We start from the raw sequence: 23102 nt of genomic DNA on the forward strand, positions 1-23102 counted from the left end.
CGGTCAGTGAGGCGGACGGGGTCCGCCGGTGAGCTAGGCGAAGGCAGTGGCCGACGCGCTGAGGGCTTCGCGCAAGGAGCGCGAAGGAGCGTAGAGCGGAACGTATCCGGCCAGCAGGACCTGCGCACTGCGCTGGTAGGCCGCCGACCGGATCTCCAGGTTGCCATTCTGCATGCGCGCGACGACGGTGGTCCCCAGCACGCCTGCGGGATTCTCGATGCCGACCTGGATCTCTTCGTCCGTGGGGCCGGCCTGTTTGCCGGCGATGTCATGGGCCACCGAGCCCGGGATCAGCGTGGCCGCCGCCAGGCAACAGCCACCGGTGACGGCCATCGAGCCATGCACGGTCTGCGGGGTGAGGTAACGCACCGAGAGGTCACCCGTGCCGCGTGGCGCGCCGATGATGCAAGCCTTGGGAACGGTTTCGCTGCGCGCGATGTCCTCTTCGGTCATCTCGCGGCCGTCCTTTCGGCGCAGCTTCATCCGCAGGCCGGCTTGCACCCAGATGTTCTTGAAGCGGCGCAGGAACTCTTCGTCGGCGGCCAGGTCGCGGATCGATTCGTGCGCGGTCTTCCCGAAATCCGCGGCACGCGCGATGACCATCGGAACGGCCACGTCGACGCAGCTGACCGGCACGCCATCGATCACATCCACGGCACTGCCCGTGGGCAGCAACGCACCCGTCCTCGCGCCGGCGGGGTGGTGCAGGAACAGGTCCACGGCCGGGTGGCGTCCCATCACGCCGGGAATGTCGGCCGTCACGAAGCCGCCGCCTGCGACGCTCACCATGCGCGACGTCGTCAGCACGCCGGTGTTGGTGTTGCGGATCTCCAGTGTGTGCGTGCCGGCGGGCTCGAACGGCGCCAGCCCGCAGTCGATGGCCCACAGCTGGAGGGCGGAGGACATGTTGCCGCAGTTGACGCTCCAGTCGATGCGGCCATGGTCGGCGGCCAGTTGCGCGAGCGTGCTCACCAGGCGAGGGCCGCCCTCCGCATCCTCCATGTCCGCGAAGAACACCTTGTTGCTGGTGGCGGGTCCGCGGCCCAGCCCGGTGGTCTGGCGGTTGCCGGCGACCTCGCCCTCGAGCGGCACGCCCATCAGGTGGCGCAGCAGCTCCTCCTTCAGCTCGAGCTCGGCCGGTGCAATCCGGTCGTGGATGACCAGCCCGGTGGAAGTCCCACCCCGCATGTGATGGACCGGAAATTCCCAAAGGCCGTGACGAAGACGCGGCTGCAGCAGATCGGGCACGGAGTCATCCTGTACTGGCGATCCCCGCATTGTGCCGTCCCCGACGGGGCAGCCGATCTGCAGCTCCGTTCGGGGGCGGGGAGGTGAGGGGTTCAGCGGCGAGTGCCTAACGGTGCGCGTGTCCGCCGCGCGGAGCGCACGTCGTCAATGCGGACTGCAGGGATCGCCGGCGCCAGGAGAGCGCACGCAGGATGCTCCGTCGGCCGGACCTGCCGCGGGCGTGCGCAAGGCCGCACGCACGGCATGGCAGCGACTGACCGTCTCGCGCCACTGTTCCCACAGCGCCGGTTCGTAGCCGGGCGAACCCGGCAGCTTGTCCTTGACCCTGGCCCACGCAGCACGTTCCGCTGCGATGGCGGCGGCGAGTTCTTCGTGCGGGCTGTTCATGCTCGGGATCATTCCACACTTGCCTGACCACAAAGCACGGGCTGGGGCTCCCTCGGGGTAAGCCCGGGCCCGGCCAGCTTCGGCGGCACCGGCCGGAGCCGAGGGACAGGGACGCGTTCGTGTCTCAGTCCGGGGTGCCGCGCAAGCGCGCGAGCGCCGCCCGCTGCTCGGCCTGCATGCGTGCACAGGCGCGGGTGTTGCGCAACTCGGGACGGTTGCACTGGCGCGCCTCGCACAGCTCACGGAAGACCGGCAAGTCATCATACGGGCACCCGGACGCTGCAGTCACCACGGGGGCGGGCTGCGGCCGTGCTGCGCGAACGTGCGTCGTCGCAGCCTTGCCGGCCCGCACCGGCTGGGCCGAGGCGAGCACACGTGCGTGAGGGGCCTGCTGCCGCACGGCAGGGCTAGGCACCGGCTTCGGTGCCGGCGAGGGCGGCGCGACGGCCACAGGGTGTGCCGTGGACCGGGCAGTATGGTGAGATGGCGCCGCATGCGACGGCGCTCTGGGCGCGGTCTCCAGGGCCGGGGGCTGCACGGGCGACGGCTGCACTGCCCGGGGCTCGACGGCCGCAGGCTGCACTGCCGGTTCCACGGGCGCAGGCTGCACTGCCGAGGCACGCACGGGCGGGGCCGTCATGGACGCGAGGGCAACGGTTGCGGGGGCTTCAGCCGCCGGCGGAACGCGTGCGGGCGCAACGGGCGCGAGCGCAACGGGCGAGGGCGCGACCGGCGCAGGTGCAACGGACGCGGGCGCAACCTTCACAGCCGCCGCTGGGGCGAGGGCCGGCGGCACCAGGCTCGCGGGCGACGCGCCCAGTGCCGCCGTTTCAACGGATCTGGGCGCGCGCGGGTTGCCTTCGAAGACGCGCTCGCCGACCCATCCGGGCAAGAACAGCGCGGCGAGCAGACACGCTGCGAGGACATGGTGACCGGTTCGCCGTCGGCGGAGCGGCCTGCGCGCCGCATGCCGGACAGGGCGCGTCGCGACGGCGTTCGCGTGCAGCACCGGGTCCGTCGGCTGGGTCGGCTCGGCCAGCAGGACCGGCTCCACCGGATCGAGCGGCCGGACCGGTTCCGCCAGCAGGACCGGCTCCACCGGCTCGGCAGGCGCGACCGGCTCCGCCCGCAGTACCGGCTCGACCGGCTGCAGCGACTGGACCGGCTCCGCCAACAGGACGGGCTCCACCGGCTCGGCCGACGCGACCGGCTCCGCCCGCACCGCTGGCTCGACCCGCTGCGGCTCAGCGGCTGCAGTGACTTTCACTGCCGCGCTGCTGCTGCCGACCGGATAGCCTGCCGCCGCGAGCAAGGCCAAGATGAATTCCTCCGCGCGTTGGTAGCGTGCTGCGGGGTCTGGCGCCTCCGCGCGCAGCAGCACCTCGTCGAGCGCGCCTCGCAGGGCCGGCGGGCAGCTGCCGCACAGGACGGCGCGCGCAATCCGGGCGGCGTCTTCGAGGTTCGGGTGCCGATCCGCGGACAGCGACCAGCCGGCGGCAGGCAGCTTGGGCTGGCCCCCAGGCGTGACCTGCACATGCTCCACGTCGATGCCGGCGTGCACCAGCCGCCGCGCTTGCGCGTGCTCGATGGCGGAGAGCAGCTGCAGCACCACGGGCAGTCCCTGGAAGAACGGCATGCGGCCGGGCCGCGCGAGGAAGGCCGAGAGCGGTTCGGTCTGCAGGCATTCGGCCGCGACGTATGCCAAGTCGTCCTGCAGGCCGGCGGCGAGCACGGACACGATGTTGGGGTGCCGCATGCGCGGCAGGCGGAACGCGAGCCGGTCTTCTTCGGCCGGGTCCGGTCCCGGCGGCGCCGTGATCAGTGCGACCTGCCGATCGAGTTCGGGATCGAAGGCTGCGTAGTGCGTGCTCGCGGCTTCGTGACCCACGACCTGCAGAGCCTGGAACCGGCCGAACGACGGCGAAACTGCACCGTGAGACATGGGCCGATGGTTGGGCTCTCCCTGGCGTGCGTCTGTAGGACGCTGCCGACGTTAGAAATCGAAACGTGAAGCTGCCGTCGCAGTTGCAAGCGAACGCAAGGGGCCAGGAGGTCGCGGCTAGCCCAGCAATGCTTCCGGATGCGGGAAGCTGGGGTTCGCCTGCGGCTCACCACCAGCCTGCGAACCCGGAAGACAGTGAGGGAACGTCGATCGGCGCCGGGCTACTTCGCTTCGAGCCCCGCCTCGCGGATCACGGTGCTCAATCGCTGCACGTCCTCCTGCAGCCATTTCTGCGTGTCGCGCGCATTCAGGTACACCGGCTTGACCTCGAGCTCGTCGAGCTTCTTGCGCACCGTGGGGTCCTGCATCGCCTTCTCGATCGCGCCTTCCAGCCTCGCGATCACCGCCGGCGGCGTGCCCTTCGGCGCCTCGATGTTCACGTACGCATCGTTGGCGTCCAGCTCCGGATAGCCTTGCTGGCCGGTGGTGGGCACGTCGGGCAGCCAGGGCAGGCGCGTCCTGCTCTGCACGGCCAGCACGCGCAGGTCCTTGCCATTGAGCTGCTTGACCAGCGACGTGTAGGGCAGCGTGCACGCCTGCACGCTGCCTTCGCGCACTGCCGTGAGCGCCGGCGCGAGGCCGTTGTACGGCACGTGCGTGACGCCGAAGTCCTTGCCGGTCTTCGCCTTGACCGCACGCCTGAACATCTCCAGCTGCAGGTGGTTCAGCCCGTTGGCGCCGGTGGTGCAGAAGCTGATCTCGCCGGGCTTCGGATAGTCGGCCAGTTCCTTCAACGTCTTCACCGGCAGCTTGCCGGTGGCCACGATGACCGACGGATTCACCGCCACGGCGGCTACCGGCGTGAAGTCGTCCAGCTTCAGGTCGAGGCTGGGAACCAGCAGGTGCAGGTAGCCGAAGGCGGACCCGGACGTGAAGAACAGCGTGTAGCCATCCGGCGGCGCGACCGCGACCGCGTGCGCGCCCACCGCGCTGCCTGCACCCGGTCGGTTGGAGATGATCACCGGCTGGCCGAGCAGGTCCTTCAGCTTGTCGGCGAGGATGCGCGCCGTGACGTCCAGGCTGCCGCCGGCCGCGAAGGGCACGACCAGCGTGACGGGCTTGTCCGGATATTCCGCGGCGCCTGCGTGCAGCGCGAACGCGGCGAACAGGCCGGCCAGCAGGCTCCTGGTGAACCAGCGGCGGCGGGGTTGGGCGCTCTGCATCTTTCTTGTCTCCTTGTGGTGGTCAGCGGGCCGGGCGCGCGCCGGCGATGGTCACGCGCGTCATGAAGCGATCCTGCCCCGCGTAATCCGGGATGGCGCGATGCATGGTGCAGCGGTTGTCCCAGATCAGGATCTGGTCCTTGTGCCAGCGCACGCGGCAGCTGAAGTCGAAGCGCGCGCAATGGTCATGGAGGTAAGCCATGATCGGTGCGCTTTCCTCGTTCGTGAAGCCCTCGATGCGCTGCGAGTAGGTCTTGTTCAGGTACAGGAACTTGCGGCCGCTGCGGGCGTGCGTGCACACCAGGGGATGGCTCACCTCGCGATCGCCCGCTGCGACGTCCAGGTCCGTCTTCGCGCCGGAGGCGTTGAACTTGCGGCCCTGCGCCAGGTACGCGGACCCGAAGATGCGCGTGGCGCTGTGCACGATGTTCAGCGGCGCGATCATCTCCTGGAAGGCGGGCGACAGCGCCTGGTAGGCCGCATACATGCTGAGGAAGCCGGTATCGCCGCCGTACGGGGGTACGTCCACCGCGCGCATCACCACCGCGCCGGGAGGCTCGTCCAGGTAGGTGCTGTCGGCGTGCCAGTTCTCGCCGACGACGCGGCCGTTATCGGTGGCAAGCCGCCGAATGATCTGCACCTCCGGGTAGCCGTCCACGTTGTGCAACTGCGGCAGCCGGATCACCTGTCCGAAGTTGCGGGCGAAGGCCAGGTGCTGCTCGTGCGAGACCGGCTGGTCCGGGAACAGGATGACCTGGTGATCGGCAAAGGCCTGGCGGATCTCGTCCCACGCCTCGGGCGCGAGCGACTCGCGCAGGTCCACGCCGAAGATCTCGGCGCCCAGCACGCCGGTGAGCGGCCGCACCTCGATATGGCGGTAGGCGCGAGGGTGCACCAGCACCGGGTGCGCGTCCATGGAGGAGAGCAATTGCATCATGCGATTTCCTGTCGGTTGGCGGCGGCCTGCGGCGCTCGCGCGCGGGCGGCCTGGATGATCTCGTCGGCCGCATCCGGCTCCATGCCTTGCGGCAGCACGGCCTGCGTCGCGTACACGGTGTAGAGCCATGGCTTGGCGACGGCCGCGGGAGCCGCGCCCGATTCCGCGCACTTCGTCGCGGCTTCGACGAGGGTGCGGCGCATCGCGACCACGGCAAGGTCGCTGGAGCCCAGGTGCTCGCGTGTCCGATCGGCGATGGGGCCGGCGCTTTCCGTCACCATCGCGTCCTGCGCGCGGATGCCGTGGATGCCCGTGAACGACACGGTCTTCTGCAGCTGGCGGTCGATCAGGTAGTCGTTGTCCTTGTGCTCCACCGGCGTCGTGGTGCCGGGGATCACCTTGCGATGCGAGTTCTCGCCGTTGCGCCAGGCGGCGAGTTCCTGCGCGCCCAGCGGCGCTTCGGGCCGCCAGGTGACGCAGATCACCCAGCAGCGTTCATCGGTCATCGGCACCCACATGCGCACCAGTTGCGCGTCGCCCGGTCGCGGCGGGATCATGGTGTAGAACGGCAGCAGGAACTGGTTCAGCCGCCAGTAGCGCTTGTCGCCGTCGACGCGCCGCCCGTTGCACGCCATGAAGCCTGCCTCGCCGGGCAGGATCTTCCACGCGGGCGCCGTGTCTTCCTGGAAGTACTTGCCGGTGAGCGCCTGGTGGTCGGTGTCGACCTGGCTGACCATGCGGTGCAGGAAACCCACGTGCGCGCTATCGAGCTCGCCCTCCATGGCCTGCGCGTAGTTGCACTCCTGGTGCCAGCGCGACGCGTAGACCTGCTCCGGCGGCAGGCCGAGAAAGCCGAACGCGGGCAGCACGGGAACCGGACGCGCTTCGCCCAGGTAAACCCAGAGCAGGCCGCCCGCGATGCGCGCCGGATACGCCTTGGCCTTGATGTTGTGGCGCATCCGGCTGGTGGAGGGTTCGGTCGGCATCTCCATGCAGCCGCCCTCGACGTCGAACTTCCAGCCGTGGTAGACGCAGCGCAGGCCGCCTTCCTCGTTCCGGCCGAAGAACAGGCTGGCGCCACGGTGCGGACAGTGCTCTTCGAGCACGCCGACCTGGCCGGCGCTGTCGCGGAACACCACCAGGTTCTCGTTCAGGAGCTGCAGGCGCACGGGCGCCTCGTCCGGCGCCGGCACTTCACGGGCCGTCATGGCCGGAATCCAGAACGAACGCATGAACCGTCCCATGGGCTGGCCCGGGCCGGATTGGGTCAGGATCGCATTCTTCTCGTGGCTCAGCATGGTGGTTTTTCCGCGAATGGCACGAGTCTAGGCCGCGAAGCGATCTTTGATCCAGATCAATACAATCGCGGATCACGATGGCCGCCCCCAACCTGAACCTCCAGGCCATGAAGATCTTCGTGGCGGTGTTCGACCTGCGCAGCGTCAACCTGGCCGCGCGTTCGCTGAACATCAGCCAGTCGGGGCTGAGCACCACCTTGGCCAAGCTGCGGCGCGACCTCGGCGACGCGCTGTTCCTGAGCACGGCCGCCGGCATGCAGCCGACCTCGCGCGCGAAGGAGGTGGTGGGCGCCATGCGCGAAGCCATCCAGTGCATGGAGCAGCGCATCCTGAACAAGGGCCGGTTCGACCCGGCGCAGGACGAACGCGAATTCCGCGTGGCGCTCTCGGACACGGCCGAGGCCATGTACATGCCGCGCGCGCTGGCGGCCCTGACCCGCGCCGCGCCCCGGGTGCGGCTGCGCTCGGTGGCGAGTGCGCAGCCGCAGTTGCAGCGCGCCCTCTCCGAGGGCCAGGTGGATGTGGCGCTCGGCTACTTTCCTGACCTGCAGTCGAGCGAGTTCGTGCGCCGCAAGCTGGGCGCGCACGGCTTCGTCTGCATCTGCAGCGCGGCCAACCGCGAAGCGAGGCGCGACCTCACGCTCGAGCGCTACCTGCGGGCGCGGCATGTCGTGGTCGAGTCGCCGACGCGCACGCAGGGATTGCTGGAGGCCTACCTCGCCAAGCGAGGGCTCCACCGCGACGTGGCGCTGACCACCCCGCACTTCATGAGCCTGCCGGAGATCATCGCCGCCACCGAGCTGCTCGCGACGGTCCCCGATGCGATCGCCGACGCGTTCGCGGACATCCAGCGCATCGCGCGCGTCGAGCTCCCGTTCCGCTCGCCGGTGTTCGAGACGCACCTGCACTGGAGCAAGAGCGTCCAGGACGACCCGGCCAACAAGTGGCTGCGCGCCTTGCTGCTGACGGCACTCACGCGCCAGGGTTCGCCGCCATGACTGGCGCGGTTCGACGCCTTGGCCTACAGTCGCCTTTCGCCCACCACCGAGGAGCCGCAGCATGCCGATTCGTACCGCAACGTTGAGCAAGCGGATTTCCGCCAACGGCCAGGCGCTGCATCGCGCCATGATGAGCCGAGCCGAAACCGGCGGCTCCGACCAGGAGCCCTCGCAGGCCGAGCTGGCCCTGCGCGACGAACGCCGCCTGCTGAAGGAGGAGCGGGAGAAGCGCCAGGCGCAGGCGCTGCAGCCGAAGCCCAGCGCCGTCGAACGCATGCTGCGCACCCATCATCCCGAGGCCAAGGACAAGCCGAAGGCGAAGAAGGACGCACAGGACGCCAAGGCGACCGCCAAGCCCAAGGCGCGCAAGTCCCGTGCCGAAAAGCATGCCGAAAAGGCTGCGGCGCTGGAAGCGGCACGCAGGTCGCCGAAGAAGCCCGCGAAGTAGGCGCGGACCGGGGCACCTAGCCCAGCATGCGCTTGAGCTCGCCGCTGTCGATCAGCGCCTGCAACTCGCTCGCACCACCGACGAGGACGCCCTTGACGAACACCATGGGGAAGGTCGGCCAGCCGGTCCACATCTTCAGCGCACTGCGCGGCCGCCACATTCCGAAGTAGCTGCCGTACTCCAGGTACTGGAAGGCTTGTCCCATCGTGGCGAGCGCCTTGCGCGCCTTCGCGGGAAACGGGTTCTGCTTCATGCCGACCACCACGACGTCGTTGGCGGCCACGGCGGCCCTGACTTCATCGACGATGGCGTGGTTCCAGCCCGCGATCTTCGTGCGGATCGCGGGGTGGATGGAGGACTCGTCGAGGATGGGGCGCGTCATGGAGTCTCCTTGCGAAACGGAGCTCTACGGTAGCACGGGCACGAACCGCCGGACCTATCCGCTTGCCAGGCGAAGCGCCTCGGGCTCGTGCAGCAGCGCCAACGGCGGCGCGTCGCGCACGAGCAGCACGCTGCAGGGCGCTTCGGCGGCCACGCGTGCGGGCACCGTCGGAATCCAGCGCTGCAGGGCCAGGCCGTGGGTCGCCGCGCCGAGCACCATCAGCGTCACGTGATTGGCTTCGGCGTACGCCAACAGCGCCGCGGCGACATCGTCGGCCTGCAGCACGTGGAAGGAGACCTGGTGTCCGTGCAGGTCCAGCCCGCGCGCCCACTGGCGCAGCTGCTCCGCGTGCTGCCGGTGCAATGCCGTCTCGTCCTGCTGCACGCCAGGCGGCGCGATGACCGTGACGCAGGCCAGGCGCGCGCCGGGGCGGATACCCAGCGAGCGCTTCACTGCTTCGCGCAACGCGTACAGCGTCGCGTCGCTCGTGTCGTGATGCGGCACGGCCGCCATCACGATCGGCACTTCGCCGACGCGCTCGCTCGGCAGGGGACTGGGCTGGTACTGCAGGCCGGCCGCGCGGATCCAGCGCCGCAGTTGCGCCGTCCACGGCGTGCGCCGAGTGCGCTGCCCGCGTTCGCCCACCAGCACCTGCTCGGGGTGGCCGAGGTCGAACGCGAGGTGCGCGGCCGACGGCGGCCGGCTCGCCGCCTCGGGGTCAAGGCACTGCAGGATCAGCTCCTGCAGCCACGGCGGGCAGTCCGGCTGCAACGCGCGCGGTGGCGGCGGGTCCATCCACAGCCGCTGCCGCAGGCCGCCCTGCGTCGCCGGCGCACCGAAAGGGAGTTCTCCGGTGGCGAGCTCGTAGAGGATCACGCCGATGGCGAACAGGTCACTGCGCGGATCGCCGCGCACGCCGACCACCTGCTCGGGCGCCATCCAGGCTGGCGAGCCGATCGCAGGGCGCAGTTCGGCCGCGAGCAGGTCGGGATAGTGCGCATGCCAGCTCAGGCCGAAGTCGATCAGCACCGCGCGGCCGTCCGCGCGCAGCAGCACGTTGGCCGGCTTCAGGTCCTCGTGCACCGCGTTCTGCTGGTGCAGGCTGTGCACCGCGAGCGCGATGGCGCGGCCCCAGCGGGCGATGTCCGCGGCCGCCGGACGCGCGCGGGCGGCCTGCGCCTCATCCAGCAGCGACTGCAGCGTGCGGCCTTCGACGTACTCCATCACCAGGAAGGGCAGGCGCGCGAGATCGCCGGCCGCCACGAAGCGCGGCACGTGCGGGCCGTCCAGCGCCTGCAGCATCTGCTGCTCCACCTCGAAGCCCACGAGGTTCTCCGCGCCGTCGCCGCTGCCCATGCGCGGCACCTTCATCACCATGGGAAAGCCGGGATCGGCACGGCCGCTCTCGTAGTGCACGCGATAGAGCTCCGCCATCGCACCGGCGTGCACGCGCGCTTCCACCACGAACCCGTCCACCACCGCGCCCGGCGCCAGCCGCGTCATCGTCCCCGCTCCAGTCGTTGTGCAAAGGCTTCCGGCAGGCCGGCCGCGCGGATCGCGGCCGCCGCTCCGGCGTGGTCGTACGGTACGCGGTGGAACGCGAGCCGGCCCTGCGCCACGTCAAGCAGCGCGTACATCGCGCGCGTGTCGCCGTCGCGCGGCTGCCCCACCGAGCCGACGACGGCAAGCCAGTGGCGATGCGCCGTGAGCGGCACGGCGACGCCCGCGACCGGCGCGAACGCCGCGATGCGGCCGTCGGCCCCGCGGAAAAAAAGCTGCTGCTGGTGCACGTGGCCGCAGAACACCTGGCGCGCGCCCCACTGCGCCTGCGCGGCGTCCAGGCAGCGCTGGGCGAGCGGCGCGCGATCGACGTACTCCCAGCGCGCCGGCTCGTGGGCGCTCGCGTGCACCAGCAGCGCGTCGCCCACCGGCACGGCCAGCGGGAGTTCGGCCAGCCAGGCGCGCTGGCGCTCCGGGAGCTGCGCGTGCGTCCATTGCGAGGACAGGTCTTCGGCGGTGACGACCTGCGCCGGCGCCTGCGCCGCGGCGGCGTCGTGGTTGCCGCGCACCACCCGCGCGCCCGCCGCCGCCAGTGCCATCACCTGCTCCAGCACGGCGACCGGCTCGGCGCCGTAGCCGACCAGGTCGCCGAGGAAAGCGAATTGAGTGGCGCCGCTCTCGCGCGCATGCGCCAGGCACGCGGCGAGCGCGCGCGTGTTGGCATGCAGGTCGGACAGCAGTGCCAGCTTCATGCGGCGATCATGCCGAAAAGCCGGCGCTCCTCCTACCGTGCGGCGGCCGCCGTTCTGGCGCTCGCTTGACGCTGCTCAAGCCGCCGGCGCGAGGCATGCGCACACTGGGTCCCGGGCGCCCAGCGCCATGGAGTCCATCATGCCCATCGAACCTTCCACCGCTGCCGAGGCCGACGCGCCGCTGCGCCAGTTCCGCGGCGCCCACGGCGGCATCCTGCACGGCCTGGAGCGCCTGCGCGAATTGCCCGCGCTCGCCGCCGCGGCGGACCGGGCCCGCCAGGACGCGCAGGCGACGCTGGCGCTGTTCGACGACGCAGTGCGCGAGCACCATGCCGACGAGGAGCAGGAGCTGTTCGTCTCCGTGCAGCGCAGCTGCCGCGGCGACGAGGAGGACCAGCGCGTGCGCGAACTGATCGCCGTGCTGATCTCGCAGCACCGGCAGATCGAGTCGCTGTGGGCCGACCTGCGGCACGCCGTTGCCCGCGTGGCGGCCGGCAAGCCGTCGGGCGCACCGATGTTCGGCGCCGAAGTCGATCGACTGGTGAACCTCTACGAAGCGCACGCGCGTATGGAGGAAGACGTGTTCCTGCCGCTTGCGGACACGATCCTGCGGCGCGACGCGAACCACATGGCCGCGCTCGATGTCGCGCTGCACCTGCGGCACTTGCCGCCGCCGCGGGCGTACATCTGACGCAACCCGCCTGTGTCGCCGGCCCCGTACCATGCGCGCATGGAGCAACACTTTGCCACGCTGAGCTTCACTACGCGCGGGCGCGGACTGCTGGACATCACGGATCGCGTGCGTGACTGCGTGGCGGCCAGCGGACTGTGCAAGGGCCTGGCGACGCTCTTCCTGCGCCATACCTCCGCGAGCCTGCTGATCCAGGAGAACGCGGACCCGGCGGTGCAGGACGACCTCGAGCGCTTCTTCGCGCGCCTGGTGCCCGACGGAGATCCCCTGTTCCGGCATCGTGCCGAAGGCCCCGACGACATGCCGGCCCACGTGCGCACGGCACTCACCGCCGTTCAACTCGCGATCCCGGTGCTCGATGGTTCGCTCGCACTCGGCACCTGGCAGGGCGTGTACCTGTGGGAGCACCGGCGGCAGGGCCATCGCCGCGAAGTGGTAGTCCACGTGCTGGGCGAGCGGTAGCATGCCCGGTGTCGGCCGGGTGGCGTCGATGGCGATGAACCGCCACAATCGACCGATGGCCCGCCCTCCCGTCAACGTCCACGCTGCCTATCACGCGCACGTCTACTTCGACGCGAGCAGCGTTGACCAGGCGCGTGCGCTGTGCGAAGAAGCGGGGCGCCTGTTCCATGTGACGGTCGGGCGCGTGCACGAGAAGCTCGTCGGCCCGCATCCGCGCTGGAGCTGCCAGCTCGCGTTTTCAGCAGCGGATTTCGACCGTGTCGTGCCTTGGCTGGATCAGCACCGCGGCGGTCTCGACGTGTTCGTGCACGGCCTGAGTGGAGACGACCTCAAGGACCATACCGACCACGCGTACTGGCTTGGCAACGAGTGGCCGCTGGACCTGCGGCAGTTCCGCGGGTCCTGAGCCATTCGCGGCCGGGTGATTGCATGCGAGAGCTGGCGGAAGGTGCGCTTCTGCAGGATGCCGAAGGTCCGAATGCAGAAGAACGTGGTCGAGGAGCCATACTCGCCAGCCCGCAGCAAGACAGATCTCTTCGCATCGAGAGCACACCATGAACCAGCCAGAGCGCTATGCGCAGTACGAAGCCCTTGCCCTGAATCGGCACGACCACGGCATCCTCGAGATCGTCATGGGCGCGAGCCGGAGTGCCAACCGCAAGCTGTCGACGGCGGACCACCGCATGCATCGCGAGCTGTCCACCATCTGGAACGACATCGACCAGGACCCGGAGGTGCGCGTCGCGATCATCCGCGGGGAAGGCAAGGGCTTCTCCGCCGGCGGCGACCTCGGCCTGGTGGAAGACATGGCGCGCGACTTCAACGTGCGCTCGCGCGTGTGGCGCGAAGCGCGCGACCTCGTCTACAACGTGATCAACTGCTCCAAGCCCATCGTCTCGGCGATGCACGGGCCGGCGGTCGGCGCAGGGCTGGTGGCCGGCCTGCTCGCCGACATCTCGATCGCGGCGAAATCGGCGCGCATCATCGACGGCCACACGCGCCTGGGCGTCGCCGCCGGCGACCATGCCGCCATCGTCTGGCCGCTGCTGTGCGGGATGGCCAAGGCCAAGTACTACCTGCTGTTGTGCGACCCGGTCTCGGGCGAGGAGGCCGAGCGCATCGGACTCGTTTCGCTCGCCGTCGACGAGGCGGACCTCGTGCCCAAGGCGTTCGAGATCGCGCAGCGCCTGGCGCAGGGCTCGTCCACCGCCGTCCGCTGGACCAAGTACGCGCTGAACAACTGGCTGCGCCTGGCGGGGCCGAGCTTCGACGCCTCGCTGGCGATGGAGTTCATGGGCTTCTCCGGCCCTGACGTGCAGGAGGGCATCGCCTCCCTGCGCGAGCGCCGCGCTCCGAAGTTCGATCCCGGCTGCCCGTTCTAGCGCGACGCATGCGCATCGCCCGTTCTGCCGGAGCGGGCTAGCCGGTGCGCTCCAGCGCCACGGCTCGAAAAAAAGACCCGCGCGCGTGAAGCGCCAGTGATCACATGAAAGTCTGCCGTCCTACTGCCGCACATAGCGCAGGTGCGTGACGGTGGGGCTCTCGATTACGCGGTCGATGCGGAACTGCGGCGCGGGCTCGCGCACGTTCTCGAACAGGCGCCGGCCGCCGGCGAACAACACGGGAGCGAGCGCGATCTCCAGTTCGTCGATCGCACCCAGGTTGAGGTACTGCTGGATCACGTCCGCGCCCCCCGCGATCCGCACATCGCGCGTGCCTGCGGCCTCACGGGCCAGCGCCAGCGCGCGCTCCGGCCCGTCGTTGACGAAGAAGAAGGTCGTCCCGCCGGGACGCACCCACGGCTCGCGCTTCTGGTGGGTGAGGACGTAGACGGGTGTGTGGAACGGGGCCTCCTCCGGCCAGGCGACCTCGCCCTGGTCGAACATCCGCTTGCCCATGATGTTGGCGCCGATGCGCTCCGTGGTGCGGCGAACCAGTTCGTTGACCGGCCCGGTCTCTCCGCCCGGCCCGAGCTTGAGGTTGTCGCGGAAGTACTGCTGATGGAACAGCCACCCCATCATCGCACCCCACTTCGCGCCCCAGTTCTTGACCTCGGGCTTGCCCATGGTCATGCCTTCCGGCGCCAGGTAGCCGTCGAGGCTGAGCCCGATGTTGACGAAGACCTTGCTCATGATGTCCTTTCGCGCGTTGTTGCTGCCGATGTCTGGGCGGCCGATCGCCTGTCGACATGTTAGACCCGACGCTGTCGTGGCCGAAGGATGCAACCGGCCGGAACCGCACGTGTCCGCGCCGCCCACGGCGCGACCTGGCGGCTGTGAATTCCTGCGCAGCCCGCCGCCGGAGGGGCGCAGCGCGATGACGCGCGGCTCAGCGCCATGGAGCGAATGATGTAGGCTTTGGTATCACCGGAGTGACCCGATGCTGCATCCCAGAAATCATCTCGTCGCTGTTCTTGCCGTCCTGTCCGCCTTGAGCTGCGGCACCGCCGTGGCCGACGAAGCCCCGTCCGCGCCCAAGAAGGTCGGGCATGCGGTGGAAAAGGCTGCAGACGCGACCGGGCGCGGCTTGAAGCGCGGTGTGGAAGCGACCTCCCACGGAGTGGAGGTGGCGGTGAAAGCCACCGGCCATGGACTTTCCCGTGCAGGCGAAGCCGTCGAACACGCAACCCACAAGGCCGCGGACAAGGTGAAGTCGACGTTCGAGAAGTAGGCAGGGCGCCGAAGCACTTCGAGCCGGAGTCCCGGGAGCTCAGACCCTCAGCATCGCCCGCCCCGTGCGCGGATCCGCCAGCGTCACATTCGCGAGCGCGATGATCTTCCACGCGCCGTCGCGGCGCGTCAGCACGGCCTGGAACAGCGTGTCGATCACGTGCGGACCCGCGGGATGCGCCGGCCCGCAGGCCAGGCGGCTCCAGGAATGCAGGACGGCCGCGTCGTCGCCGATCGGTGTGACAGATATCAGTTCGTTCTCGAGCGTCGAATCGCTGTAGATCGTCGAGTGGATCGGAGCGTGCATCTCGATGATCGCGCTCACACCGCGTACCTGCCGGCCGAACCGGTTCACGAAGGTGGCGTCGGCATGGAACAGGTCGCCCAGCGCCTGCATGTCATGGCCGTTCCAGGCCTGCTGGAAGGCACGGGGAGCATCTTCGGGCTTGTTCATGGCTGGAGATGGCGCAACGTCCTGCGTCGGTCAGGGGCATGGTACTGCGCGCCCTGGCGTGCGAACTGTCGGGCCATCGGGTGATTCGCGGCATCGCTTGACATGCAAGGCATTGCTTGCCTATTATCAGGCAAGCAACAACTTGCCTTTCCGATGGTCCAACATCCTCCCGACGACGACCTGCTGTTCAAGGCCCTGGCGGATCCCAGCCGACGCAAGCTGCTCGACCAGCTGCATGCGAACGATGGGCAGACGCTAGTCCAACTGTGCGAGCACCTGGACATGACGCGGCAGGGCGTCACGCAGCACCTCTCGGTCCTCGAGCAGGCGAACCTGGTCGCCACGCTCAAGCAGGGCAGGGAGAAGCTGCACTTCCTCAATCCCACCCCGCTGCAGGAGATCCACGACCGCTGGATCTCCAAGTTCGAGAAGCCGCGCCTGAAGGCGCTCGCCATCCTGAAACGCCAACTGGAGAAACGCCATGACCGCTAGATCCACCTTCGTCTACGTGAGCTACATCCGCACCACGCCGGAGAAGCTCTGGCAGGCCCTGACCGACCCGGAGTTCACGCGCGAGTACTGGTTCGGCATGCGCGCCGAAAGCGAATGGAAGACGGGCTCGGCGTGGCGACTGGTGGCCAGCAGCGACGGCCGCGTGTGGGACTCGGGACAGATCGTCGAGGCCGACGCGCCCAGGCGACTGGTCATTCGCTGGGCCCACCAGATCAAGCCCGAGTTGAAAGCCGAAGGCGATTCGATCTGCACGATGGAGATCGAGCCGGGCAACGGCCAGGTCAAGCTCACAATCACGCACACCGTCGACCGCGAGGGCTCCAAGCTCGTGGAAGCCGTCTCCGGCGGCTGGCCGCAGGTGATCTCCAACCTGAAGTCCCTGCTGGAGATCGGCCGATCCGCCGTCGGGGAGCGGTTCGAAGCTTGCGCGGGATGAGGGCGCCGTCGAGGGCGCGCGCGCGTGGCCGCGCGGTGGTGGGGCTTGCCGGGTGTGACGTTCAGTACGCGTGGCGCCCCTCACGCCTCAGCAGCAATCGTGCACGCCCTGCGCTTCCACATCGACGTAGCACAGACCCTGCGCATCGACGTGCGCCGGATGAGCCAGGGCATGCGTGCTCGACTCGGTGCGGCCGAGGATGTGCGTGACCTGCCAGCCGCAGAGCACCATCACATCCGCGATGAGCCGGCGGTGGCAGCGCCACCAGAGAAGCTCGGAGCACATGATGGCCGTCCTGGAGGCCTTCGCCACGTGGAGCAGCGACGCAAGTCCTTCCGCGAATTCCTCGGACCGCAGGTGCTGCGCGTACGCCCGGAACGACACGTGCCGCCAGGCGCTCCCTTCCGGGTCGAGCAGGTCCACCCGGCGGCGTCCACCGAGGCCGGGGAACCAATGGTAGGCGATGCCTTCCGCTTCGAGCGATTCGCCGAGGGCTTCCCCGCCGAACTGCGGCTGGCGCCTCGACCCGGGAAAACGCCGGACGTCGGCCACGGTTTCAATGCGGTACGCGCGCAGCAGGTCCACGAACGCAGCCAGCGTGTGCGTGGAGTGCCCGATGGTCCACACCTCTCCCTGCGTTCCACCATCGGTCGCGGTCGGCTCGCCTGGCTCCGCAGGATCAGAGAACTGCATCGCGTCATGGTAAGCCGCACGGGCGAGTCATGGCTGCTCGACCGGCGCGCGCCACGCCTGCCAGACAGTGCCCCAGGAAGATCATCCCTTGCGAACCGCTCGCAGCCACGCCTTGAGGTCCTCGACGTCCTGCAACGCCCGGGTCTGGCGGCGCAGCGACAGCAGGTCCGCGCGCAACCTCTGCGCTTCCGATGAGATCAGGCGATCGGCCTTGCGGGGCTGCAGGCCCGAGCCGGGTGCCGCGCCGGTGGCTTCGCGGAACGAGGACTCCATACGCCGCGTTTCGGACTGCAGGTCGGCCAGCTGCTCCTGCAGCACGGTGATGTAGTGCTGCAGGCGCTGGCGGTTCGCCGACGACAGGTGCGCGGCGTCGACCTGCTCCGCCTGCAGCTGGAGCTCCAGGAGGGCCAGCAGGTTCCGTTGCCCGTAGGCCTCGTTGGCCTGCTGCATGAGGCTCGTCTTGCGCGCGCGCTGCGCCGCATCCGGCTCGCGATCGGGGTGCAGCGCGCTGGCGACGCGCCGGTACACGTCGCGCACGGACTGGGACGCGTCTCGCTCCTCTTTTGCGCGCTGCTTCGAGGCACTGGCGGCGCGCCGCTTCGCCGCCCGCTGCGCGCGCTGTGCGGCGGCAGAGGCGGCCTGCCGTTCCCACTCTTCGGCGATGTTCTCCAGGTGCGTCGCGTCGCTGCTTGCGGGCGCGATGTCATCTGCTCCAGCGCGTGCGGAGGACACCGCATCGCCATGACGTTCCGCCACGGCGGCGAGCTCGATGTCGTCCTCGTGCTCCAGCAGCGGCGCGACGGCATCGCGCAGCAGTTCGCTGAGCTGCTGCCGTTCGCCCCGGGACAGCCCCGGGCGCAGGCTGGCCTGGTCGAGGGCGAGCGCCCATTCGCGCCAGGCCGCATGCAGCTCCCTCTGCAGGGGCTCGACGGCCTGGTGGTAGCGCGCGATCCGGTCCTTCCATTCGGCGAGCGTGGCGCGCCCCGCCGCCACCTCCTGCACCAGCGCGTTGAAGTGTTCCTGCTGCCGGGCCAAGCTGGCGTCGGCGGGGTCGGGTTCGATCTGGAGCAACTGCGCCTGGGCCATCCCCGCATTGTCCTGCGAGGCGCGCGTCGGGCGCCGGGACGCATGTCATCATCGGCGCCGTGACCTTCGAATCCCTGGGACTCAATCCCGCCCTGGCGCATGCGTGCGCGCAGGCCGGCTTCACCACGCCATCGCCTATCCAGGTCGCAGCCATCCCGCCGCTGCTGCGGGGGCAGGACGTGCTCGGGCTGGCGCCCACCGGCTCCGGCAAGACCGCTGCCTTCGTGCTGCCGCTGCTGCAGCGCCTGCTGGCGGGCCACCCGGGCGGCTTCCGGCGGGTGCGCGTGCTCGTGCTGGCGCCGACGCGTGAACTCGCCGCGCAGGTGGGCGATGTGTTCCTGCGGCTGGCGCCTTCTTCCGACCGGCCGCTGAAGGTGGCGGTGCTCTACGGCGGCGTCTCGATCAACCCGCAGATGCTGCGCCTGCGCGGCGGCGCGGACATCGTGGTGGCGACGCCGGGGCGGCTGCTCGACCTGCTCGATCGCAACGCAGTGCGGCTGGACGCGGTGCAGTCGCTGGTGCTGGACGAAGCGGATCGCCTGCTGGACCTGGGCTTCGCCGCGGAACGAGAGCGCGTGCTGCTCGCCCTGCCGACGCGGCGGCAGAACCTGCTGTTCTCGGCGACCTTCCCGCCGGAGGTGCAGGCCCTGGCCGACGAGCTGCTGCACGAGGCGGTGCGGGTCGAAGCCGAATCGCAGCTCGAGGCCGTACCGGACATCGAACAGAAGACGATCGCCGTCGACGCGCCGCGACGCACGGAGCTGCTGCGGCACCTGGTGCAGCAGGGCGGATGGCGGCGCGTGCTGGTCTTCGTGGCCACGCGCTACGCGACGGAGCACGTCGCGCACAAGCTTGCCGGCCGCGGCGTGCAGGCGGCGGCGTTGCACGGCGACATGAGCCAGTCGCAGCGCACGCGCGTGCTGCAGGACTTGCGCGAAGGGGCGGTCAACGTGCTGGTCACGACCGACCTCGCGGCCCGCGGCATCGACGTGCCCGGACTCGCCGTGGTCGTCAACTACGACCTGCCGCGGTCGCCCGACGATTACGTGCATCGCATCGGCCGCACGGCCCGCGCGGGCGCTCGCGGGGTCTCGGTGAGCTTCGTGAGCGCAGGCACCGAGGCGCACATGCGCCTGATCGAGAAGCGGCAAGGCTTGCACCTGCCGCGCGAACAGGTCGCCGGCTTCGAGCCGGTGGACGTGGTGCCGCCCGTCTCGCCGGACGCCGGCGTCGGTGGCATCAAGGGGCGGCGTCCGAGCAAGAAGGACAAGTTGCGCGCCGCGGCGGCAAAGGCGCGAGGGGACTGAACGCATGGAAGGGCGAGCATGAGCCAGGAAAAATCGCTGATGGACGCGTTCCGACTGGATGGTCGCGTGGCGGCCATCACCGGCGGCGCGCGCGGAATCGGTTATGCAACCGCCAGCCTGTTCACGGCCGCCGGCGCCCGCGTCGTCTTGCTGGATCTCGATGAGGCTGCCGCCCGCGAGGCCGCGGCACGGCTCGGCGCCGCCGCATCGGCGCTGCGACTGGACGTTTCATCCGAAGACGACGTGACGCGTGCGTTCGACGCGGTGGTGGCCTCGCACGGCAGCATCGACGTGCTCGTGAACAACGCCGGCATGGCGCTGCGCCGCCCCACGACGGAGCTGTCGCTCGCGGAGTGGCAGCGGGTGGTGGACGTCAACATGACCGGCGTGTTCCTGTGCGCGCGAGCGGCAGCGACGCACATGCTGCGCGCCGGCGGCGGCGCCATGGTCAACACGGCGTCCATCATGGGCCTCTCCGGTGGCGGCCTTTACCCCAACATCTCCTACCAGGCGACCAAGGGCGCGGTGGTGAACATGACCCGGGCGCTGGCCGTCGAATGGGCGGGGCGCGGAGTGCGCGTGAACGCCGTCGCCCCGACGTGGGTCGATACCGAATTCATCGGCCCCTTGAAGGCCGACCCCGCCCTCATGGAGCGCATCCGCCAGATGACGCCGCTCGGCCGGCTCGCGCACCCCAACGAGGTGGCCAACGCGATCCTGTTCCTGGCCAGTCCCGCGTCGGCCATGGTGACCGGCCACGTGTTGGCGGTGGACGGCGGGTTCCTGGCGCAATAGCTGACGCGTGCAGCTGGCGCTCGACGCGCCGCTCATCATCGAGTGCGAGGCGGAGCTCCGCCCTTGACGAGTGCGCTCAGGACGCAAGCCCTTCGACGCCCACGGGTCGCGCCGAACTGCATTGGACGCGAACCGACTGCAACCCTGGTACACCCGCCCCTCATGGAACGTCTTGCGGAGGCAAAATCCGGGCGTGACCGTCCGAACCCCCACCGCCTGCGGCACCTGACCGCTGTCTTGCACGACGGAGAACTCCGAAGAACAACCGCGCTCACGTCCCGCGGGCAATTGCGCGAACAGCGATGCGTCACGAGGGGTGTTCTCTCGATTGCACACTTACGACTGCTTCAAGCTGAGTGCTTCCATCGCAAGCCCGCTGAAGCAGTGTATGAACCGGTTGATCTTCCCCCTTGTCCGTGTGGCCGCCGCTGTCCTGGTGACCGCCACGACCGCAGTCCACGCGCAGGGCCTGCGCATCCGACCCACCCATGCGGCCTTGCTCCCAGTCGCTGCCAGGCCCGACGAAGGCACTCAAGTCCAGCCGGAAGCGAGCATCGCGACCGATCCGCATGCCGACGGTTCCACCCCGTCCTTCGCCTTTCCCCGACTCGGTATCCACCTCGCCTCGCTGCACTCGCCCGCGCGTGACAGATACGGCAGCCGCTGGAATGACGTCAACCCCGGCGTCTACTTGCGCTGGTCCAACGGCATTACCGTTGGGGGGTATCGCAATAGCGAGTGGCGGGACAGCATCTACGCCGGCTGGACCTGGGCCCGCTCGGTCTGCGGGGCGGCGCTGACCGTGGGGGTGGTCACCGGGTATTCCAAGGGCACCACGCCCATGCTGATCCCCAGCCTGTGCCTGTTCAAGCACTACCGGCTGACTCTTCTTCCGAAGTTCGACCCCAAGGCAGCGAGCGTCCTCCACCTCTCGATCGAGTTCTAACCAGGAGGGTAAGACGGCTGCTGGCGGCGCGCATGGTGGGTCCTGAGGATTCGAACCTGCGACCTACGGATCAAGAGTCCGCCGGCGCTGACGTCTGCTTCCGCCCGGAGCAGCCCTCGTGGTTTCCTCGACCGCGCGCAGGCAGCTCGCGTAGTTCTACGGGCGGCAATTTCATGAAAGTCGCAGAGCTTGCTGCCTCGGGTTAACCCCCGCACGCGCAGAAAAGTCCAAGAACTCCTGCGCATCGTCCTAACCGGACTCCGTGCCCCCCACGAATACTTGGCCCCACTCGCAGCCCGGCCCGCCGGCACATGCGAGGACACCCCACAACTTTCTCTGGAGACCACGTGAAGTCCCTTTTCTCTCTGAACAAGTCGATGCTGGCTGCCGCCGCGTGCGGCCTCATGGTGGCTGTCGCCAGCGGCGGGGCTGCCGCGCAAGGCAACGGCGACAAGATCGTGATGAAGCTGGGCCACACCCTGGCGCCGGAAAACCACTACCAGCTCACCGCGCTCGAATTCGCCCGCCTCGTCAAGCAGAAGACCGGGGGCAAGGTCGAAGTCCAGGTGTTTCCGCAGTCGCAGCTGGGTGGCGAGGTGCAGATGACGCAGGCGCTGCGCACCGGTACGCAGGACATGATGCTGTCGGCGCAGGCCGCCGTGGTGAACACGATCAAGCAGTGGGAGATCTTCGACATCCCCTACCTGTTCAACAGCATCGACGAAGCGAACCACGTGCTGCAGGGGCCGGTCGGCCGCAAGTTCCTGGACATGATGGAGCCGGCCAACATGGTGGGCCTGGCGTGGATCTCCGTCGGTGAACGCAACCTGTTCACGGCGAAGAAGCCGGTGGACAACGTCAATGACCTGAAGGACCTGAAGGTCCGCGTGATGCAGAGCCCCGGCTACCTGGCCGGCTACAAGGCTCTGGGCGCGAACCCCACGCCGCTGGCCTACAACCAGCTGTTCCTCGCGCTGTCGCAGGGCCTGGTCGATGGGGCCGACACCTCGCCCGAGCAGTTCATGCAGGACAAGTTCGCGGACGTCGCCAAGCACTACTACATCACGCACGTGAACTACCTGCCGGTCGTGATGGCGATCAGCAAGACCACCTGGAACAAGCTCAACCCCGAGCAGCAGAAGGCGGTGCGCGAATCGGCCCAGCAAGCGGCGCAGTTCGACCTCAAGGAATACCACCGCCAATATGACGACGCGCTGGCGCAAATGAAGAAGCGCGGCGTCGAGGTGAAGGTGCTCGACACGACGCAGTGGAGTGCCAGGACCGCGGCCGCGCGCAACGAGATCCTTGCCAGGATCCCGGACGGCCCGGCGAACTACAAGGAAATCATGGCTGCGAAGGCAGCCGCCGCCAGGTAAAGCCAGCGAGCCGCGCGAATCATGGAAAAACTGGCCCGCTTGCTCGCCCGCCTGGATGACGTGGTGCTCAAGGCAACGCTCGTCGTGTGCGGCTCGCTGCTCACCGCCATGGTCGCGGTGGCGGCGCTCGGAGTGTTCTGCCGCTTCGTCCTGCACGCCTCGCTGTCGTGGTCGGAGGAGTTCGACTCCTACCTGTTCGTGTGGCTCACGTGCCTCGGAGCGGCTGCCGGCGTGAAGCTGCGCGCCCACCCGGAGGTGCGGGTGATCCCCGACCGGCTTCCCACCCTGGCCCGTGCCGTCGTCGGCGACTTCACCGACGCCGCGATCGCCGTCCTGGGCGCGATCCTGGTGGTCTACGGCAGCGACATGATCACCCTGATGGGGGCGGAGACCGCGTCGTCGCTGCCCATCTCGATGGTCTATCCCTACCTGTCGATTCCCGTCGGCGGCGCACTGCTGATCTGGCATTCGCTGGTGCGCATCGCCGTCGGCCACCTTGCTCCGGGTGCGCGCGACGCCAGTGTCGCCGGCGCCGGCTTCGTTCCCGAACACATCTAGG

At 69.3% G+C, this 23102-nt stretch carries 27 protein-coding genes; 14 read left to right on the forward strand and 13 right to left on the reverse strand.

Annotation, left to right across the window (positions count from 1 at the left end):
• Positions 1 to 33 precede the first annotated feature (33 nt).
• The 6 genes from JJB11_RS13265 to JJB11_RS13290 form a co-directional block, all read right to left on the reverse strand.
• Positions 34 to 1188: a PrpF domain-containing protein gene (locus JJB11_RS13265; protein ID WP_201964821.1), complete on the reverse strand. Its 1155-nt coding sequence runs from the start codon at positions 1186 to 1188 to the stop codon at positions 34 to 36.
• Between the two features lie 204 nt (positions 1189 to 1392).
• A complete protein-coding gene (locus JJB11_RS13270; protein WP_201171811.1) occupies positions 1393 to 1635 on the reverse strand; it encodes a hypothetical protein in 243 nt (80 codons plus the stop codon).
• 124 nt (positions 1636 to 1759) lie between these two features.
• Entirely contained in the window at positions 1760 to 3577 is a 1818-nt protein-coding gene (locus JJB11_RS13275) for a hypothetical protein (RefSeq protein WP_201171813.1), read from the reverse strand.
• A gap of 221 nt (positions 3578 to 3798) precedes the next feature.
• Positions 3799 to 4800, reverse strand: a complete 1002-nt coding sequence (locus JJB11_RS13280) for a Bug family tripartite tricarboxylate transporter substrate binding protein (protein WP_201171816.1) — start codon at positions 4798 to 4800, stop codon at positions 3799 to 3801.
• A 22-nt stretch (positions 4801 to 4822) separates the two neighbouring features.
• Positions 4823 to 5737, reverse strand: a complete 915-nt coding sequence (locus tag JJB11_RS13285; protein WP_277988825.1) for a TauD/TfdA dioxygenase family protein — start codon at positions 5735 to 5737, stop codon at positions 4823 to 4825.
• On the reverse strand, positions 5734 to 7035 hold the full coding sequence (locus JJB11_RS13290) for a Rieske 2Fe-2S domain-containing protein (RefSeq protein ID WP_201171822.1): 1302 nt from the start codon (positions 7033 to 7035) through the stop codon (positions 5734 to 5736). The genes JJB11_RS13285 and JJB11_RS13290 overlap by 4 nt, the downstream gene beginning before the upstream one ends.
• A 77-nt stretch (positions 7036 to 7112) precedes the next feature.
• On the opposite strand from JJB11_RS13290, the gene JJB11_RS13295 reads away from it, so the two are divergent.
• Both JJB11_RS13295 and JJB11_RS13300 read left to right on the forward strand, forming a co-directional pair.
• Positions 7113 to 8033: a LysR family transcriptional regulator gene (locus JJB11_RS13295; protein WP_201171823.1), complete on the forward strand. Its 921-nt coding sequence runs from the start codon at positions 7113 to 7115 to the stop codon at positions 8031 to 8033.
• Positions 8034 to 8094: 61 nt separating this feature from the next.
• A complete protein-coding gene (locus tag JJB11_RS13300; protein ID WP_201171824.1) occupies positions 8095 to 8481 on the forward strand; it encodes a hypothetical protein in 387 nt (128 codons plus the stop codon).
• 16 nt (positions 8482 to 8497) lie between these two features.
• Here the strand turns inward: JJB11_RS13300 and JJB11_RS13305 are convergent, their stop codons facing one another.
• The 3 genes from JJB11_RS13305 to JJB11_RS13315 are packed head-to-tail and all read right to left on the reverse strand — an operon-like array spanning position 8498 to position 11115.
• The gene (locus JJB11_RS13305; protein ID WP_201171827.1) at positions 8498 to 8863 is read right to left on the reverse strand and encodes a glutaredoxin domain-containing protein; all 366 of its coding nucleotides are present in this window, start codon (positions 8861 to 8863) and stop codon (positions 8498 to 8500) included.
• A 54-nt stretch (positions 8864 to 8917) separates the two neighbouring features.
• Positions 8918 to 10366 carry a serine/threonine protein kinase gene (locus JJB11_RS13310; RefSeq protein ID WP_201171830.1) on the reverse strand — a complete coding sequence of 483 codons (1449 nt, stop codon included), beginning with the start codon at positions 10364 to 10366 and terminating at the stop codon, positions 8918 to 8920.
• Positions 10363 to 11115, reverse strand: coding sequence for a metallophosphoesterase family protein (locus JJB11_RS13315; RefSeq protein WP_201171833.1), 753 nt, complete (start codon positions 11113 to 11115; stop codon positions 10363 to 10365). The genes JJB11_RS13310 and JJB11_RS13315 overlap by 4 nt, the downstream gene beginning before the upstream one ends.
• Before the next feature lie 139 nt (positions 11116 to 11254).
• On the opposite strand from JJB11_RS13315, the gene JJB11_RS13320 reads away from it, so the two are divergent.
• The 4 genes from JJB11_RS13320 to JJB11_RS13335 all read left to right on the forward strand — a co-directional run bounded on the left by JJB11_RS13320 (position 11255) and on the right by JJB11_RS13335 (position 13650).
• Positions 11255 to 11806, forward strand: a complete 552-nt coding sequence (locus JJB11_RS13320; RefSeq protein WP_201171845.1) for a hemerythrin domain-containing protein — start codon at positions 11255 to 11257, stop codon at positions 11804 to 11806.
• A gap of 39 nt (positions 11807 to 11845) precedes the next feature.
• Positions 11846 to 12268: a secondary thiamine-phosphate synthase enzyme YjbQ gene (locus JJB11_RS13325; RefSeq protein WP_201171846.1), complete on the forward strand. Its 423-nt coding sequence runs from the start codon at positions 11846 to 11848 to the stop codon at positions 12266 to 12268.
• Positions 12269 to 12323: 55 nt separating this feature from the next.
• Positions 12324 to 12674: a DOPA 4,5-dioxygenase family protein gene (locus JJB11_RS13330; protein WP_201171847.1), complete on the forward strand. Its 351-nt coding sequence runs from the start codon at positions 12324 to 12326 to the stop codon at positions 12672 to 12674.
• Positions 12675 to 12822: 148 nt separating this feature from the next.
• On the forward strand, positions 12823 to 13650 hold the full coding sequence (locus JJB11_RS13335; RefSeq protein WP_201171848.1) for an enoyl-CoA hydratase/isomerase family protein: 828 nt from the start codon (positions 12823 to 12825) through the stop codon (positions 13648 to 13650).
• Positions 13651 to 13770: 120 nt separating this feature from the next.
• On the opposite strand, the gene JJB11_RS13340 is transcribed toward JJB11_RS13335, so the two are convergent.
• Entirely contained in the window at positions 13771 to 14400 is a 630-nt protein-coding gene (locus JJB11_RS13340; protein WP_201171849.1) for a dihydrofolate reductase family protein, read from the reverse strand.
• A 247-nt stretch (positions 14401 to 14647) separates the two neighbouring features.
• Between JJB11_RS13340 and JJB11_RS13345 the strand changes: the two genes are divergently transcribed.
• The gene (locus tag JJB11_RS13345) at positions 14648 to 14938 is read left to right on the forward strand and encodes a hypothetical protein (protein ID WP_201171850.1); all 291 of its coding nucleotides are present in this window, start codon (positions 14648 to 14650) and stop codon (positions 14936 to 14938) included.
• 39 nt (positions 14939 to 14977) lie between these two features.
• On the opposite strand, the gene JJB11_RS13350 is transcribed toward JJB11_RS13345, so the two are convergent.
• On the reverse strand, positions 14978 to 15391 hold the full coding sequence (locus JJB11_RS13350; protein WP_201171863.1) for an SgcJ/EcaC family oxidoreductase: 414 nt from the start codon (positions 15389 to 15391) through the stop codon (positions 14978 to 14980).
• A 153-nt stretch (positions 15392 to 15544) separates the two neighbouring features.
• Here JJB11_RS13350 and JJB11_RS13355 point away from each other — a divergent pair, with 153 nt between their 5' ends.
• Complete coding sequence (locus JJB11_RS13355) at positions 15545 to 15883, forward strand: ArsR/SmtB family transcription factor (protein ID WP_201171866.1); 339 nt, start codon at positions 15545 to 15547, stop codon at positions 15881 to 15883.
• Positions 15873 to 16340 carry an SRPBCC family protein gene (locus JJB11_RS13360; RefSeq protein ID WP_201171869.1) on the forward strand — a complete coding sequence of 156 codons (468 nt, stop codon included), beginning with the start codon at positions 15873 to 15875 and terminating at the stop codon, positions 16338 to 16340. Before JJB11_RS13355 ends, JJB11_RS13360 begins: the two co-directional genes overlap by 11 nt.
• A gap of 87 nt (positions 16341 to 16427) precedes the next feature.
• On the opposite strand, the gene JJB11_RS13365 is transcribed toward JJB11_RS13360, so the two are convergent.
• On the reverse strand, positions 16428 to 16925 hold the full coding sequence (locus tag JJB11_RS13365; RefSeq protein ID WP_201171872.1) for a DUF488 family protein: 498 nt from the start codon (positions 16923 to 16925) through the stop codon (positions 16428 to 16430).
• Between the two features lie 189 nt (positions 16926 to 17114).
• Entirely contained in the window at positions 17115 to 18119 is a 1005-nt protein-coding gene (locus JJB11_RS13370; protein ID WP_201171875.1) for a J domain-containing protein, read from the reverse strand.
• A 59-nt stretch (positions 18120 to 18178) separates the two neighbouring features.
• Between JJB11_RS13370 and JJB11_RS13375 the strand changes: the two genes are divergently transcribed.
• The 5 genes from JJB11_RS13375 to JJB11_RS13395 all read left to right on the forward strand — a co-directional run bounded on the left by JJB11_RS13375 (position 18179) and on the right by JJB11_RS13395 (position 23101).
• On the forward strand, positions 18179 to 19426 hold the full coding sequence (locus tag JJB11_RS13375) for a DEAD/DEAH box helicase (RefSeq protein WP_201171878.1): 1248 nt from the start codon (positions 18179 to 18181) through the stop codon (positions 19424 to 19426).
• Between the two features lie 18 nt (positions 19427 to 19444).
• Positions 19445 to 20221, forward strand: coding sequence for an SDR family NAD(P)-dependent oxidoreductase (locus JJB11_RS13380; protein WP_201964822.1), 777 nt, complete (start codon positions 19445 to 19447; stop codon positions 20219 to 20221).
• A 388-nt stretch (positions 20222 to 20609) separates the two neighbouring features.
• On the forward strand, positions 20610 to 21167 hold the full coding sequence (locus JJB11_RS13385) for a hypothetical protein (RefSeq protein ID WP_201171881.1): 558 nt from the start codon (positions 20610 to 20612) through the stop codon (positions 21165 to 21167).
• Between the two features lie 347 nt (positions 21168 to 21514).
• On the forward strand, positions 21515 to 22543 hold the full coding sequence (locus JJB11_RS13390) for a TRAP transporter substrate-binding protein DctP (protein ID WP_201964823.1): 1029 nt from the start codon (positions 21515 to 21517) through the stop codon (positions 22541 to 22543).
• Positions 22544 to 22564: 21 nt separating this feature from the next.
• Entirely contained in the window at positions 22565 to 23101 is a 537-nt protein-coding gene (locus JJB11_RS13395; RefSeq protein WP_201171884.1) for a TRAP transporter small permease, read from the forward strand.
• Position 23102: the final 1 nt, after the last annotated feature.

The organism is Ramlibacter ginsenosidimutans, from assembly GCF_016654015.1.
Classification (GTDB): Bacteria; Pseudomonadota; Gammaproteobacteria; order Burkholderiales; family Burkholderiaceae_C; genus Ramlibacter; species Ramlibacter ginsenosidimutans.